We start from the raw sequence: 14509 nt of genomic DNA, 5'->3' as shown, positions 1-14509 counted from the left end.
GAAAAAACCTCATAGGTTTAATTATGAGGCTTTAAAGTTGTTTTTTTAGTGTACGTTACCCATTAACTTTTTCATTAATGGAGAAAGAATTAAGACAACTAATCCAGCTCCAATAGAATAAGTTGCAATTAACCCAAACCCATTTGTATACACTTCTAAAGTTTCTAGTCCGCCAACATTTACATCTGTACTTTCAATAGCTAATTGTTTAGAAATAAAACCAACTATTTGAAAAGCATAAGCAGAAGATAAGAACCAAATTCCCATCATAAAGGCTACAATTCTTTTTGGAGATAAGTCAGTAATTTTTGAAAGTCCGACAGGAGACATAAATAACTCTCCAATAGAAATTATAAAATACATGATAAATAAGTATGCAAACGGTACCATTCCGTTTTCATCTGCACTTCCACCACTTAAAGATAAGATATAAAAACTCGCTCCAGCTAATACCAATCCTAATCCAAATTTATAAGGTGTTCTTGGGTTTAAATTTCTTTTTGATAAATAGGCCCATAATAACGAAATCGGAATGGCTAAGATGATAATAAACATTGAGTTCAAAGCATTTGTTTGACTCGCATTCATAATGCCATCTAAAGCAACATTTCTGTCAGCAAATAATGTAATTACAGATCCAGACAACTCATGGAAACCCCAAAATAATGTCATAAAAAATGTAATTAATATGGCCATTACTAATTTTTTACGTTCGTCAGGGTTAGAATTGATGATGGTTACAATCATAAAGATTAAAACACCAACACCGATTAGTTTAAAGATCAATCCAACAATTGTTTCATCTCCTAAAAAAGATTCTCCACCTGCAATTGCTTTATATGAAGCTAAAATGTATGCAATAGCTGGTGCACATAAAAATGCTACAATCGGTACAAATGTTTTTTGTGGAATTCCTAAAGTTTTCTTTTCGTATACTTCTTTGTTTGGGGGTAATCCTCTATCCCCAAATACATTATCTTTAATCCCTTTCCAGAAGAAAATCAATCCTGTTAACATTCCAATTCCGGCCAACCCAAAACCATAGTGCCATCCGTAGGAAGCAGCTAACCAACCACATAATAACGGAGCAACAAAGCCACCGATATTAATTCCCATATAAAAAATAGTAAAACCAGAATCTTTTCTTCTGTCTCCGTCTGCATATAACGAACCAACAAACGTAGAAATATTAGGTTTAAAGAAGCCGTTACCTACAATAATAAATGCCAATGCTAAAAAGAATGCAATATCATTTTCAATAGCTAGCACAAAATGACCTAACGACATTAAAACTCCACCTAAAAATATTGAAGAACGCATTCCTAATATTTTATCAGATATTCTTCCGCCTATGACTGTTGAAGCATACACTAAAGAACCATAAGAAGCATACACAGCTGCAGCAGCAACATCTCTCTCTGAGAGTGCTTTAAAAATTTCTTGTACCATGTAAAGCATTAACAATGCTCTCATTCCATAGAAACTAAATCGTTCCCATAATTCTGCAAAAAATAAATAAAATAATCCCTTTGGATGTCCGAACATTTGAGGTTCTTCTGCTTGGTTTACTACTGAATCTGCCATAATTATCTTTGTAATATTATTAATAGTTTTAGTTTTCCTTCTTTTACAGAAGTTAAGTTGTATAAAATCTTGCCAAGTTTACGGAAAAATCGGCAAAAAACCGCTCAAAAAAATCAGAAATATTGATTATTAAGGTGAATTTCATTCCATTCATTTATCTTTGTAATTCTTAAAAAGAATGATTCAATGTCCAAAATTATTTCAGGATTTTCAAAGCTTACCAAGCAAGAGAAGATAAATTGGTTGTCTAAAAATTATTTTAGCTCACAACCAGAAATTATAAAAACGTTACAACAATATTGGAATGCAGATGAAAAACTGCAACAATTACACGACGATTTTATCGAAAATACAGTGTCTAATTTTTATTTGCCTTATGGTGTTGCACCAAACTTTGTAATTAACGGAAATCATTATGTAATTCCGATGGTTGTTGAAGAAAGTTCTGTAGTTGCAGCTGCTTCTAAAGTGGCAAAATTTTGGAGTAAACGTGGCGGATTTAAAGCGGAAGTAATTGCTACTACAAAAATTGGTCAAGTACATTTTATGTACGAAGGAGATAAAGCCGATTTAGCATCGTATTTCCATCAACAAAAAGAAAATTTATACAAAGCGACTGCTTCCATCACAAAGAATATGGAAAAACGTGGTGGCGGAATTTTAGATATTGAATTGGTAGATAAAACAGACAAGCTTAAAAATTATTATCAATTACACGCAACGTTTGAAACCAAAGATTCGATGGGCGCTAACTTTATCAATTCGTGTTTAGAAGCCATTGCAAAAGCTTTTAGAAAAGACGATATCGAAATTGTAATGAGTATTTTATCAAACTACGTTCCGCAATGTTTAGTAAGAGCAGAAGTTTCTTGTAAGATTGATGAATTGGGCGGAGAAAATCCACAGCAATTTGCTCAAAAATTTAAACAAGCTGTTCAGATTGCAGAAATAGAGCCATATAGAGCAGTGACACATAATAAAGGAATTATGAACGGAATTGACGCTGTTGTGTTGGCAACCGGAAATGATTTTAGAGCTGTTGAAGCCGGCGCTCATGCGTATGCTGCAAAATCTGGAAATTATAAAAGTTTAACGCACTGCGAAATTGAAAATAATATTTTTAGATTTTGGATAGAAATTCCGTTGGCTTTAGGAACCGTTGGCGGATTAACAGCCTTGCATCCAATGGCAAAATTATCGTTGGATATGTTGCAAAAACCATCAGCAAGAGAGTTGATGCAAATTATTGCAACAGCAGGATTGGCGCAAAATTTTGCAGCATTAAAAGCATTGACAACAAGCGGAATTCAAGAAGGGCATATGAAAATGCATTTGATGAATATTTTAAATCAATTGAATGCAACAAATGAAGAAAAAGAAATAGTTGTTGCCTTTTTTAAAGATAAAACAGTTACGCATAGTGCAGTTGTTGAGCAATTTAATGCTTTGAGAAGGTAAACGGAATGTCCCCTCGAGCGCAGTCGAGAGGTTTTTATTTAGGTCTCGACTGCGCTCGATCTGACAAAAAAAACTAACAATTGACTCGATTTTATTCAAACGGAAAGTTATTATTAACAGGAGAATATGTTGTTCTTGACGGAGTAATATCGTTGGCTGTGCCTACAAAATTTGGACAAGATTTAGTTGTAGAACAAATTGAAGAACCAGAATTGATTTGGGGAAGTTTTACAAATACGGGGGAATGTTGGTTTGAAGCAATTTTTGATCTGCCGAAACTACGACTTAAAAACGCAACATTCAATTCTGAGAAAGAAGGGGATACGGAGTTGATTGCAGAAACGTTACACAAAATTTTAAGCGAAGCAAGAAAACTAAATCCAGATTTTTTGCAAACCGATAAAGGATTCATCGTAAAAACAAAGCTAACGTTTCCTCAAAATTGGGGATTGGGAAGTTCATCAACATTAATCAATAATATTGCAAATTGGGCAAATGTTGATGGGTATAAATTATTGTGGAATGCTTTTTCAGGAAGTGGTTATGACATTGCTTGTGCGCAAAATGATCTACCAATATTTTATCAATTAGAAAAGGTGTCTGAACCTTTCGACTTCGCTCAAGATAAACTTAGTCGAAGACAACATCCCATTGTAAAACAAGTTGATTTCAATCCATCTTTTAAAAACGAACTGTTTTTTGTACACTTAAATAAAAAGCAAAACAGTAGAGATGGAATTGCGCAATACAGAAAAAATAATCAACATATTCAGCAAGAAATTACTGAGATTTCTAATCTGTCAAACGAGTTTGTAAAAGCAACTTCAACAACAGATTTAGAAAAAATACTAGAAGAACATGAAAACATTATTTCTTCCATCATCAAATTAAACCCAGTAAAAAAGGAATTATTTTCTGATTATTTTGGCGCAGTAAAAAGCTTGGGAGCTTGGGGCGGAGATTTTGTATTGGCTACTGGAAACGAAGACACACCAAACTATTTTAAACAAAAAGGATTTGAAACAATTCTTCCATATTCAGAAATGGTTTTATAAATGAATGTCATATCGAGTAAATTTATTGGTAACTGAGCGAAGTTGAAATAAATTTATATCGAGATGATTTAAAGTTAAGTACTCGAAACAATTTTCTTTTATCTCGACTCCGCTCGATATGACAGAAAATCTCTCGAACTGACAAACAATAAAAAATGAACAAAATAATCATTATTGGTGGAGGGGCCGCAGGCTTTTTTACAGCAATTAACGCTAAAGAGCAAAACCCAAATTTAGACATTACAATTCTTGAAAAAGGAAATGACGTTTTACAGAAAGTAAAAATTTCTGGAGGCGGGCGTTGCAATGTTACGCACGCGTGTTTTGAGCCAAAAGAATTGGTAAAGTTTTATCCAAGAGGAGAAAAAGAATTGCTCGGACCTTTTCATACATTTATGACTGGCGATACTTTTGAGTGGTTTGATGATCATGGCGTTCCGTTAAAGATTGAAGAAGATAATCGTGTATTTCCAGAAGCAAATACTTCGCAAGCAATCATTGATTGTTTTCAGAATGCTGTTGATAAACTTGGAATTAAAGTGTTGAAAAATCACGGAGTAAATTCTGTAGAAAAAGAAAATAATCAATGGAAAATCAACACGAAAAACGAAACGTTTACTGCGGATAAATTAGTAATTGCTGCAGGAAGTAGTAATAAAATTTGGGAATTGGTAACCACTTTAGATCACTCCATCATTCAGCCAGTTCCGTCTTTGTTTACGTTCAATATTAAAGACAAAAGAATCATTGATTTATTAGGAATTTCTGTTCCGAATGCAACGGTGAATATCGTTGGAACGAAATTAGAATCCTCAGGTCCTTTATTAATTACACATTGGGGAATGAGCGGTCCAGCAGTATTAAAATTGTCTGCTTTTGGAGCGCGAATTTTAGCAGAAAAAGGCTATCAATACAATGTGGAAGTAAATTGGTTATCGAGACCAACCGATAAAATTGTGAATGTGTTGTTGAATTTAAAAAAGAAACAACCAAAAAAACAAGTATTTTTAAAATCTCCGTTTGCAGAAATTCCAAGAAGATTGTGGGAACGTTTTGTTGCTGCTTCTGATATTACAGAAACTTTTAAATGGGCAGATTTAAGTAATTCTCACATAGAAAAATTAGCCAATCAATTAACCAAAGGAGTGTTTAATGCCAACGGGAAAAGTACGTTTAAGGAAGAGTTTGTTACTGCTGGCGGAATTGATTTAAAAGAAATTAATTTTAAACGTTTTGAAAGCAGAAAACACAACAACTTATTTTTTGTAGGTGAAATTTTAAATATTGATGCCGTAACTGGTGGTTTTAATTTTCAGAATGCTTGGACTGGTGGTTTTATTGTTGCAAAAGCGATTGCTGAGGATTAAGAAGTTTCGCTAACGGTCTCGGCTATGCTTAGTTGCGTGGGTTAGCACTTAACTTTACAAGTACACACCAAGTTGGAAATTCCGCAGGAATTTCCAAAGTAGGCGAGAACAAGCAATTACTTATAGCCATTGTTACCTGCTGGCTTTTTTTATTAAGAAAATACTTCTTTATCGTCAGAGAATGATTTGAATTCCAATGGATTTCCACTAAAATCAAAAACGAACATTGTCATTTGCTCACCAACTTTTCCCGTGTATCTCGTTTGAGGTTTAACCACAAATTCAATGTTTTCGGATTCCAATTTCTTTTGAATCTTTATAAATTCACTTTTCTCAAGTAAACATCCGAAGTGAGGAATTGGGACGCTGATTCCGTCTACTTTCCCACAGTAATCCAATTCAGGAATTCTATCACTCACGTGTGCAGATAGTTGATTGTCAAAAAAATTAAAGTCAATCCAAGATTCAGTCGACCTTCCTTCTTTACAACCCAAAATATCCACATAAAATTTTCGGGTAGATTCAATGTCTTTTACTTTAAAAGCGTAATGAAAAGCACTCATAGTTTCTTTATGTTATTTTTTTCGTTCATTTTTTTCAGCTTGCAGGTAATGCATTTTGATATGAATCCGTTTTAATGATTTATATCAGCAGTTAGCGAAGTTAACGAAAAAAATGTTTAGAATCAAGTTGTATTAAGACGTGGTTTCTTCATTGTTTTATTAGGATAATTAGAAAGTTGTGCTTCTAAGAATGAAATTTTATTCTTCCTCAAAACAATTAAAAATAATTGAGTAGCCATATTCCAACGCTTCTTCGTACAATTCAGCTTGGTCTTCATCAACATCGTCTACAGTATCTAGCGTATAATATTCTTCTTCGATTTCTGTTACTTTCCAACCTTCGCTTTTGATATAGTATTTTGCCAATTTGTACGCACCTTCAATATCTTTATAATCGATGTATAAACTTACATACGCACCGATAACTTCATCGTATTGCTCAGATTTTTTTGTTGGTTTTGCCAATGCATTTATTAAAAACATAATTTTAGGTTTTAAGTGATTATTCTATTAGTAATTTTTTTATTTCTTTGGCTAAATTATCAACATTTGTTCCGTTGTTTCCTGTTGAGATAAAACGGATAATTCCTTTCTTATCAATAATAAAATTTTTAGGAATGGCGCCTTTTGCATATTTGTTCCATATTTTTTTCTCAGGATCAAATCCTGCATTAAAAACAATTTCTTTTCCTTTTAAGTAGGTCATTTTTTTTGAAACCAATGCGTTGTCTTCTCCGATTGCAATCGGAATAAAAACAAAATCTTCGTTTTTATATTTTTCTAAAATTTTAGACGGCATTTCGTAAAATTCTCTGATACACGGCGCGCACCAAGTTGCCCAAAAATTAAGCAAAACAACCTTTCCTTTTAAATCGGATAACTGAATTTGTTCTCCGTTTACCATTTCTACAGTAAAGTCTTTTGCTGTATCATTTACATTTAAAATATATTCTTTGGTAAACTTTTTCGCATAGGTTTCTTCGGATTTTTTAACCTTTTTTTTCTTTCTCATTTCTGATTTAGAAAAAATTTCGATGACAGCAATAAATTCTTTTTCGCCCAACGCATCTCCGAGTTTCTTTTTTAAACGGATGTATTCATCATCAGAAATGCCATTTTTCATTCCTTTTATGAAACCAGATTTCATATAATCGTTTATTTTTTCTCTTGAAACAATTTCATCATTTACAATAAAAATTTGTTGAAAAGATTTCTTCTTTTGGGCAACCAAGATGTTTGCTGAAAAAATAAAGAGCAACGTTAAAAGAATTCCTTTTTTAAATATGTTTTTCATGTTTTTTTATAATTTATGCCAGTTCTCCTCGGTGCGGAAGTAGAGCGTCTCTGTATTTTTTCATATCAATTTCATCAACAGTTACAAAAGCAGTTGAATGAAATTCGTTGATTTGTTCGTGGTTGATTTCGTAATAATGCAGTTTTTCTGTAGCGGCAAATTCTTTTAAATGAATGCAATGATGTTTTGCGGTATTTAATCCGTCTTCGCCTTTAAAATCCCAAATCAATTTTAGTTTTCTATTCATAACTACAAAAATACCTTTTTCAAATGAATGAAAAAGGTATTTTATCAACGAACTAAAATTTAGAGTTATTCTTCTTTTTTTAAGCCAATAAGAACTGTTATTCCTGCACGACCAACTAAAAAAGTAAACATTCCGAAAGTTGGAGGAAGAATTCCTAGTTTAAATCCTCCAGCTAAAACTTGCGGAGCAATATCTCCATTAATAACTGTAATTCTGTCAAGCGCTTCTATTAATCCAATTGTAAAGCCTAAAAATCCAAAAACCAACGCAAAAAGGCCAATAGATTTTAAAAGATTTAAGTTTTTTTCTGTGTTGTTTTTAATTCCTCTAACAATTAAAACGATAGTGATAATTAATAAAAGTAATAACGGATACATAAATGTTGGTCCGCCATCAGAAAGTAAATGTGTCATAAGTATTAGTTTTTAAATTCAGAACTAAATTATTTTAATTCATCACTTTAAATAATTAAAAACGATGAAATTAAGATATTTTGTTCCTTTTAACCTAATTAGTTCCTTTTTTGCAAAAACAACACAAAACCTGCATTTGGCATCTCAGAAGCTGAAAATCGTCTATATTTATAGTATAAAAAGACTTTTTTAACTTCCTTTACATTCATGAACACAACTTTACTACATTTTTTAAAACAATCCATTTTACATTTAAGTTTTTGGTTTTTGGTGTGGTTTTTCTTTCGAACATTTTTTAGTGTTGGTTCTTCAAATGCACAGTTTATCTTTTGGTTTTCAATTTTATTAAGTATTATTTCAATTATCGCTTCCTATGTTTTTGTGTATAATTTATTGCCTAATTATTTGCTAAAAAAAAAGTATAAAGCATTTGCGTTGTACAGTATTTATACAGGTGTTTTTATTACGTGTGGAGTGTTTATGACCATGGCTTTTGGTTTTATATTCTATTTTAATTTAGAATTTCAAAATATGCCAGCGTTAACCAAAAGTTCTTCTGTTATTTTGGTTTGTGTGCTGTTGATTGTTGTTTTGGTATGCGGAATTAAAATCTTGTCACACAATTACAAATCATTGGAGAAAAATAAATCCTTAGAGAATAAAATCTTGCAGGCGCAATTGCAACTTAAAGAGCAAGAATTAAAGTTTTTAAAAATGCAGATCCATCCACATTTTTTATTCAATTCTTTAAATACTATTTATGGTTTTGCTTTAAAAAAGAAAAATGAAGCGCCAGAAATGATTTTAAAATTGTCTAATTTACTAGATTATATTTTATATCAGGTTGATAAACCAACAGTTAGTCTTGTTGATGAAATTCATCATTTAGAAGATTATATTTCTTTAGAAGAAATGCGATTCCACGACACCTTAATTGTTACTTTTAATAAATCTGAACTTACTTCTGATATTCAAATTGCGCCCATGTTGTTCATTCCATTTTTAGAAAATAGTTTTAAACACGGTAAAATTATTGATGAAAAATTATCCATCAATATTGATTTAAAAATTGATCATAATATTCTGATTTTTGAGATTGTAAATACTTCAGAAAGCAATGATAAACAAGGCAATGGAATTGGTTTAGAGAACATTCAAAAAAGAGTAGAAATGTTATATCCGAATGCGCATAATTTAATTGTTGAACATTCTAAAAATCAATTTAAAGTACAATTGCAAATTACCATTGATGGTTTAAAAACAAAAAAGGATGTCTAAAAAAATCAAATGTATTATTGTTGACGACGAGCCAATGGCAAGAGAAATATTGGTTTCTTATGTAGAAAAAATATCGAATTTAGAATTGATAAAAAGTTGTAAAAATGCGTTGGAAGCTTTTGATGTTATTAATGAACAAAAAATTGATTTATTATTTTTAGACATCAACATGCCAGAAGTTTCTGGTTTGTCTTTAGCAAAAATGATAGGTAAAGAATCGAAAGTTATTTTTACCACAGCGTACAGAGATTATGCTGTTGAAGGATTCAATTTAAAAGCAGTAGACTATTTATTAAAACCAATTGCTTTTGATCGATTTTTAGAAGCCGTAAATACTTTTTTTGATACGATTTCTGTTGCGGAAGAATCGCCAAAAGAAAATAAGAATGTAACTGCTGATTTCTTTTTTGTGCGTTCAGAACGAAAAATGGTGAAAGTTAATTTTGTTGAAATTTTATATATAGAAAGTTTAAGCGATTATATAAAAATTTGCACTCAAAATAGTACAATAATTACAAGAGAAACCATCACAAATGTTGAAGCGAAGTTGCCATCGCAACAATTTTTAAGAGTGCACAGGTCCTATATTGTATCACTAAAAGGTATTGATTCTTATACCAATGAATTTCTAGAAATTGCTCAAAAAGCAATTCCGATTAGTAGAAAATACAAAGATGTTGTCTTAAAAAAACTAGAAAATATGTAACAATAAAAAGGTATATTTACAGCAAATTATTTTTGATTTGAACACAGCACAATTCATACCTTCAGTACTCAACTTTTCGATAGAAAAAGCAACATATACGTGGCAAACTCCAAGCAATATCGCATTGATAAAATATTGGGGAAAAAGCGATCCGCAAATTCCAAAAAACGCATCCATTAGTTTTACATTACATAATTGTCATACAATAACTACTATCAATTTTGTAAAACGTGTCACCTTGAGCGCAGTCGAAAGGTCTCAAATTAATTTTGAATTGTTTTTTGAAGGAGAAAAAAAGGAAGCTTTTAAGCCGAAAATTGCACAGTTTTTTGATAGAATAAAAGCATACTGCCCATATGTTTTTGAATACAATATGATTATCAATTCAGAAAATTCTTTTCCACATTCTAGTGGAATTGCATCTTCTGCAAGCGGATTGTCGGCAATTGCAATGTGTTTGTTAAATTTAGAAAAAGAATTAAATCCAAAATTATCATCAGCATTTATCAATCAAAAAGCATCTTTTTTAGCACGATTGGGTTCTGGAAGCGCAAGTAGAAGTATAGAAGGTCCGTTAGTTGTTTGGGGAAATCACCCGGAAATTAAAGGAAGTTCAGATTTATTTGGTGTACAATTTCCGTATAAAGTGCATTCGGTTTTTGAAAATTATCAAGATGCCATTTTATTGGTTGATAAAGGAGAAAAACAAGTTTCTAGTACGGTTGGTCATAATTTAATGCACAAACATCCGTATGCAAAACAACGCTTTTTGCAAGCAAATGAAAACCTTGCAAAGATTTCTGAAATATTGCAAAACGGAGATGTTGATGCATTTATAAACATCGTAGAAAGTGAAGCATTAACATTGCACGCAATGATGTTAACGAGCAACCCGTATTTTATTTTGATGAAACCAAATACGTTGGAAATCATCAATAAAATTTGGGAATTTAGAGAAAAAACTAAAAGTAAAATCTGTTTTACCCTAGATGCCGGAGCAAATGTGCATGTGTTGTATCCAGAAAATGAGAAAGAAAAAGTGAATCATTTTATTGAAAAAACTTTATCAAATTATTGTCAAAAAAAACAATATATTTTTGATACTGTAGGAATTGGAGCAAAAAAGTTGTAAATTACAGACACTAAAAACGTTACTTATGAAAACTTCAACCTTACTATTTGTGTTAATTGTTGGGTTTTTAACCACAACAGTTTCAGCTCAAGAAGCAATGTGGTTTGATGCAAATTGGAACTCAACAACAAAAGAAAAAGCGACTTATTACAGACCTAAACCTAAAGTTCAGAAAAATGGATTTTGGATTGTAGATTATTACATGGACGGAACTAAACAAATGGAGGGGTTTAGTTTAAATGATGATCCTAATAACGAAAAGTTTCACGGATTGGTGAAATATTATTCTGTAAAAGGAATTTTGTTTCAAGAAATAAATTTTAAAGAGGGTAAAATAGACGGAATCAGAAAAGTATATTTTGACTCAGGAAAATTAAAAACAACAACAACATATTTAAACGACAAAAAAGAAGGAAAATATTACGAGTACTACGAAACTGGAGAGCTTTTTTCTAAAGGAAATTTTGAAAATAATTTAAGAGAAGGAAGTTGGAAAACCTTTTATAAAAATGGAAAAATAAAAGAAAAAGGGAATTATGTGAATGGAGAAAAAGCCGGAACTTGGAAAGTGTTTTATAAAAACCTAAACAAGAAATAGTTTAAACTACTGTAGGTTAAAATAATAAGTAGTATTTTTGCAATTGTTAAAAGAAAAGAAATAAATGAAAGGACCCTTATTTTACGCTAAAATTTTACTTTTTGGAGAATATGGTATTATTAAAGATTCAAAAGGTCTTGCAATTCCTTATAATACATATAGAGGCGCATTAAAATCTTCAAAAAATCTTTCTAAAGATGCATTAAAATCTAATAGTAATTTACGAAGGTTTTATAACTACTTATCAGCATTAAAAGATGATAAGCTGTCTTTTAGATTAGATGAATTTAATGCAGATTTAGAGAGCGGAATGTATTTTGATTCTTCAATTCCACAAGGATATGGAGTTGGAAGCTCTGGTGCCTTAGTAGCTTCTATTTACGATAAATATGCAAATAATAAAATAACCGTTTTAGAAAATCTAACAAGAGACAAACTGTTGGTGTTAAAAGAAACGTTTAGTATAATGGAATCCTTTTTTCACGGTAAAAGTTCTGGATTAGATCCATTAAATAGTTATTTGAGTTTGCCAATTTTAATCAATTCTAAAACCAATATTGAGCCAGCTGGAATTCCATCTCAAAAAGAAGGAAAAGGTGCTGTGTTTTTATTAGATTCAGAAATTATTGGTGAAACGGAACCTATGGTTAACATCTTTATGAATAAGATGAAAAACGAAGGTTTTAGAAAAATGTTAAACGAAGAATTCGTTTTACATACAGATGCTTGTATTGATGATTTTTTACACGGAAATGTAAAGTCGTTATTTGGCAATGTTAAAAAGCTATCTAATGTTGTATTAACGAACTTTAAACCAATGATACCTGTTGCTTTTCACAAGGTTTGGGAACAAGGAATAGCTACAAATGATTATTATTTAAAATTGTGTGGTTCTGGAGGCGGAGGTTATATCCTAGGGTTTACCGAAGACTTTGAAAAGGCAAAAGAAAAACTACAAGATTATAAATTAGAATTGGTCTACAGATTTTAGAAAAACAACTACTCAAAAAGTGAGCACTTCTAGATCAACATCCTTCTTTTACAAACTATTAAGTTTACTTTCTGTAATTAGAGGATATAACCTTTTAGTGTTAGTGCTAGCCCAATATTTAGCAGCAATATTTATATTCTCTCCTAAAAAATCGCTGCATTTTGTCTTGTTAGATTATCAATTGTTATTAATTGTTTTGGCGTCAGTATGTGTTGTTTCATCTGGATATATTATCAATAATTTTTACGATGTAAAGGCAGATATTATAAACAAACCAATTAAAACAAGTTTAGATAACGTCGTTAGTCAGAAAGTAAAACTTCAAATATATTTTTTACTTAACTTTTTAGGTTTTGTTTTTGGGTTTTTTATTTCTTGGAGAGCAGCATTGTTTTTTGCCGTCTATATTTTTGCTATTTGGTTGTATTCTCATAAACTTAAAAAACACCCTTTTATTGGGTTGATTTCTGCTGCAGTTTTAACAATCTTGCCGTTTTTTGTCATTTTTGTGTATTATAAAAATTTCTCAAAAATAATATTTGTACACGCAACTTTCTTGTTCTTTGTTTTGTTGTTAAGACAGTTGATAAAAGATTTAAGTAGTTTAAGAGGAGATGTGGCAAATAATTATACCACTTTTCCTGTAAAGTATGGTGAGCGTAACACTAGGAAATTAGGAATTGTTTTTATTGTTTTTACATTTTTACCAACAGCAATTTTACTTAGTTATTCTGGCGTTGGATATATGAAATACTATTTTCTTTTTTCTTTAGTAATTTTGATTCTTATTGGGTATTTTTTATGGAAAGCCAATCTAAAAAAACACTATGTTATGCTCCATAATATTCTTAAGATAATGCTGCTTTTGGGTATTATTAGTTTGCTCTTTATTGATCCTTCTCTGGTAATAGAAAGAGTAATTGATAAACTGAATTAAATCAAATATTTAACAGTATCTTTGCCCAAAATTAATTTATTAAAAAATGAGTACAGATAAGCACTCGTCGCGAGGACGACAATCAGGAAACAATAGTGGTTTTCAAGGAAAGAAAAAAGAGTATAGAAAAATTAAAACTGCTCCAAAAGCAAACCCGGAAGACGGAATTCGATTAAACAAATACATTGCTAATTCAGGAGTTTCTTCGAGAAGAGAAGCAGATAAACTTATTGCTTCTGGAAATGTCACTGTAGATGGCGTGGTAATCACAGAAATGGGATTTAAAGTGAAACCTGGAAGCGAAGTTCGTTTTGATGGATCATCAATTACTCCAGAAGAAAAAAAATACATTTTATTAAACAAACCGAAAAACTATATCACTACAATGGATGATGAGCGTGGTAGAAAAACGGTGATGGATTTAATAGAAAATGCAACAAAAGAACGCGTCTATCCTGTTGGGCGCTTAGATAGAAATACAACTGGTTTGTTATTGTTTACAAATGATGGAGAGTTGGCTAAAAAGTTAACACATCCCAAACACAATGTTCATAAATTATACCATGCTTCTTTAGATAAAAAGTTTGAAATGAAGCATCTTCAAAAAATTAGAGAAGAAGTGATTATTGAAGGTAAAAAAGTGTTTATTGATGAAGTTGATTATGTTGTTGGAGAATCTAAAACAGAAATCGGAATTAAAATTCACTCTGGACGTAACAGAATTGTACGTAAGATATTTGAACACTTTGGGTATAAAGTAGTAAAGTTAGATCGTGTAATTTTTGCAGGGTTAACCAAGAAAAACTTACCAAGAGGACGTTATAGAGAGTTAACAGCTCAAGAAGTAAATACACTTCACATGATATAATAAAAATCTAGCAATCTA

At 31.2% G+C, this 14509-nt stretch carries 16 protein-coding genes; 10 read left to right on the top strand and 6 right to left on the bottom strand.

The window, feature by feature from the left end; translation table 11 throughout:
* Positions 1–45 precede the first annotated feature (45 nt).
* A complete protein-coding gene (locus ACEWL1_RS00470) occupies positions 46–1584 on the bottom strand; it encodes a peptide MFS transporter (protein ID WP_409231325.1) in 1539 nt (512 codons plus the stop codon).
* 186 nt (positions 1585–1770) lie between these two features.
* Between ACEWL1_RS00470 and ACEWL1_RS00465 the strand changes: the two genes are divergently transcribed.
* The 3 genes from ACEWL1_RS00465 to ACEWL1_RS00455 all read left to right on the top strand — a co-directional run bounded on the left by ACEWL1_RS00465 (position 1771) and on the right by ACEWL1_RS00455 (position 5464).
* Complete coding sequence (locus ACEWL1_RS00465; RefSeq protein ID WP_409231324.1) at positions 1771–3042, top strand: hydroxymethylglutaryl-CoA reductase, degradative; 1272 nt, start codon at positions 1771–1773, stop codon at positions 3040–3042.
* 80 nt (positions 3043–3122) lie between these two features.
* A complete protein-coding gene (locus tag ACEWL1_RS00460) occupies positions 3123–4097 on the top strand; it encodes a GYDIA family GHMP kinase (protein WP_409231323.1) in 975 nt (324 codons plus the stop codon).
* Between the two features lie 155 nt (positions 4098–4252).
* Positions 4253–5464 (top strand): BaiN/RdsA family NAD(P)/FAD-dependent oxidoreductase, encoded by a 1212-nt coding sequence (locus ACEWL1_RS00455; RefSeq protein ID WP_409231322.1) that lies wholly within the window; start codon positions 4253–4255, stop codon positions 5462–5464.
* Between the two features lie 152 nt (positions 5465–5616).
* On the opposite strand, the gene ACEWL1_RS00450 is transcribed toward ACEWL1_RS00455, so the two are convergent.
* The 5 genes from ACEWL1_RS00450 to ACEWL1_RS00430 form a co-directional block, all read right to left on the bottom strand.
* Positions 5617–6027, bottom strand: coding sequence for a VOC family protein (locus ACEWL1_RS00450; RefSeq protein WP_409231321.1), 411 nt, complete (start codon positions 6025–6027; stop codon positions 5617–5619).
* 198 nt (positions 6028–6225) lie between these two features.
* A complete protein-coding gene (locus ACEWL1_RS00445; RefSeq protein ID WP_409231320.1) occupies positions 6226–6510 on the bottom strand; it encodes a hypothetical protein in 285 nt (94 codons plus the stop codon).
* A 19-nt stretch (positions 6511–6529) separates the two neighbouring features.
* Positions 6530–7321, bottom strand: a complete 792-nt coding sequence (locus ACEWL1_RS00440; protein ID WP_409231319.1) for a TlpA disulfide reductase family protein — start codon at positions 7319–7321, stop codon at positions 6530–6532.
* Positions 7322–7334: 13 nt separating this feature from the next.
* Positions 7335–7568, bottom strand: a complete 234-nt coding sequence (locus ACEWL1_RS00435) for a hypothetical protein (protein ID WP_409231318.1) — start codon at positions 7566–7568, stop codon at positions 7335–7337.
* Between the two features lie 65 nt (positions 7569–7633).
* The gene (locus ACEWL1_RS00430; protein WP_409231317.1) at positions 7634–7981 is read right to left on the bottom strand and encodes a hypothetical protein; all 348 of its coding nucleotides are present in this window, start codon (positions 7979–7981) and stop codon (positions 7634–7636) included.
* Between the two features lie 207 nt (positions 7982–8188).
* Between ACEWL1_RS00430 and ACEWL1_RS00425 the strand changes: the two genes are divergently transcribed.
* From ACEWL1_RS00425 to ACEWL1_RS00395, 7 genes are all read left to right on the top strand, one after another.
* Positions 8189–9259: a sensor histidine kinase gene (locus tag ACEWL1_RS00425; protein WP_409231316.1), complete on the top strand. Its 1071-nt coding sequence runs from the start codon at positions 8189–8191 to the stop codon at positions 9257–9259.
* Positions 9252–9965: a LytR/AlgR family response regulator transcription factor gene (locus tag ACEWL1_RS00420; RefSeq protein ID WP_409231315.1), complete on the top strand. Its 714-nt coding sequence runs from the start codon at positions 9252–9254 to the stop codon at positions 9963–9965. Before ACEWL1_RS00425 ends, ACEWL1_RS00420 begins: the two co-directional genes overlap by 8 nt.
* A 37-nt stretch (positions 9966–10002) precedes the next feature.
* Positions 10003–11097 (top strand): diphosphomevalonate/mevalonate 3,5-bisphosphate decarboxylase family protein, encoded by a 1095-nt coding sequence (locus ACEWL1_RS00415; protein WP_409231314.1) that lies wholly within the window; start codon positions 10003–10005, stop codon positions 11095–11097.
* Between the two features lie 25 nt (positions 11098–11122).
* Positions 11123–11695: a toxin-antitoxin system YwqK family antitoxin gene (locus tag ACEWL1_RS00410; protein WP_409231313.1), complete on the top strand. Its 573-nt coding sequence runs from the start codon at positions 11123–11125 to the stop codon at positions 11693–11695.
* A gap of 64 nt (positions 11696–11759) precedes the next feature.
* Positions 11760–12686 (top strand): mevalonate kinase family protein, encoded by a 927-nt coding sequence (locus ACEWL1_RS00405; protein ID WP_409231312.1) that lies wholly within the window; start codon positions 11760–11762, stop codon positions 12684–12686.
* Positions 12687–12705: 19 nt separating this feature from the next.
* Entirely contained in the window at positions 12706–13623 is a 918-nt protein-coding gene (locus ACEWL1_RS00400) for a geranylgeranylglycerol-phosphate geranylgeranyltransferase (protein WP_409231311.1), read from the top strand.
* A gap of 46 nt (positions 13624–13669) precedes the next feature.
* Positions 13670–14491 carry a pseudouridine synthase gene (locus ACEWL1_RS00395; RefSeq protein ID WP_409231310.1) on the top strand — a complete coding sequence of 274 codons (822 nt, stop codon included), beginning with the start codon at positions 13670–13672 and terminating at the stop codon, positions 14489–14491.
* The last annotated feature ends 18 nt before the right edge of the window (positions 14492–14509 follow it).

The sequence above is a fragment of the Polaribacter gochangensis genome (assembly GCF_046224025.1).
Classification (GTDB): domain Bacteria; phylum Bacteroidota; class Bacteroidia; order Flavobacteriales; family Flavobacteriaceae; genus Polaribacter; species Polaribacter gochangensis.
Note: the sequence above shows the minus strand (reverse complement) of the source record. Positions and strands in the feature narration are given on the sequence as shown.

Bases quoted from the DNA above. Each gene is read 5' to 3' on its own strand.
- ACEWL1_RS00470 (WP_409231325.1), bottom strand. From the start codon at position 1,584: ATGGCAGATTCAGTAGTAAACCAAGCAGAAGAACCTCAAATGTTCGGA.
- ACEWL1_RS00465 (WP_409231324.1), top strand. From the start codon at position 1,771: ATGTCCAAAATTATTTCAGGATTTTCAAAGCTTACCAAGCAAGAGAAG.
- ACEWL1_RS00455 (WP_409231322.1), top strand. From the start codon at position 4,253: ATGAACAAAATAATCATTATTGGTGGAGGGGCCGCAGGCTTTTTTACA.
- ACEWL1_RS00450 (WP_409231321.1), bottom strand. From the start codon at position 6,027: ATGAGTGCTTTTCATTACGCTTTTAAAGTAAAAGACATTGAATCTACC.
- ACEWL1_RS00445 (WP_409231320.1), bottom strand. From the start codon at position 6,510: ATGTTTTTAATAAATGCATTGGCAAAACCAACAAAAAAATCTGAGCAA.
- ACEWL1_RS00440 (WP_409231319.1), bottom strand. From the start codon at position 7,321: ATGAAAAACATATTTAAAAAAGGAATTCTTTTAACGTTGCTCTTTATT.
- ACEWL1_RS00435 (WP_409231318.1), bottom strand. From the start codon at position 7,568: ATGAATAGAAAACTAAAATTGATTTGGGATTTTAAAGGCGAAGACGGA.
- ACEWL1_RS00430 (WP_409231317.1), bottom strand. From the start codon at position 7,981: ATGACACATTTACTTTCTGATGGCGGACCAACATTTATGTATCCGTTA.
- ACEWL1_RS00425 (WP_409231316.1), top strand. From the start codon at position 8,189: ATGAACACAACTTTACTACATTTTTTAAAACAATCCATTTTACATTTA.
- ACEWL1_RS00420 (WP_409231315.1), top strand. From the start codon at position 9,252: ATGTCTAAAAAAATCAAATGTATTATTGTTGACGACGAGCCAATGGCA.
- ACEWL1_RS00410 (WP_409231313.1), top strand. From the start codon at position 11,123: ATGAAAACTTCAACCTTACTATTTGTGTTAATTGTTGGGTTTTTAACC.
- ACEWL1_RS00405 (WP_409231312.1), top strand. From the start codon at position 11,760: ATGAAAGGACCCTTATTTTACGCTAAAATTTTACTTTTTGGAGAATAT.
- ACEWL1_RS00395 (WP_409231310.1), top strand. From the start codon at position 13,670: ATGAGTACAGATAAGCACTCGTCGCGAGGACGACAATCAGGAAACAAT.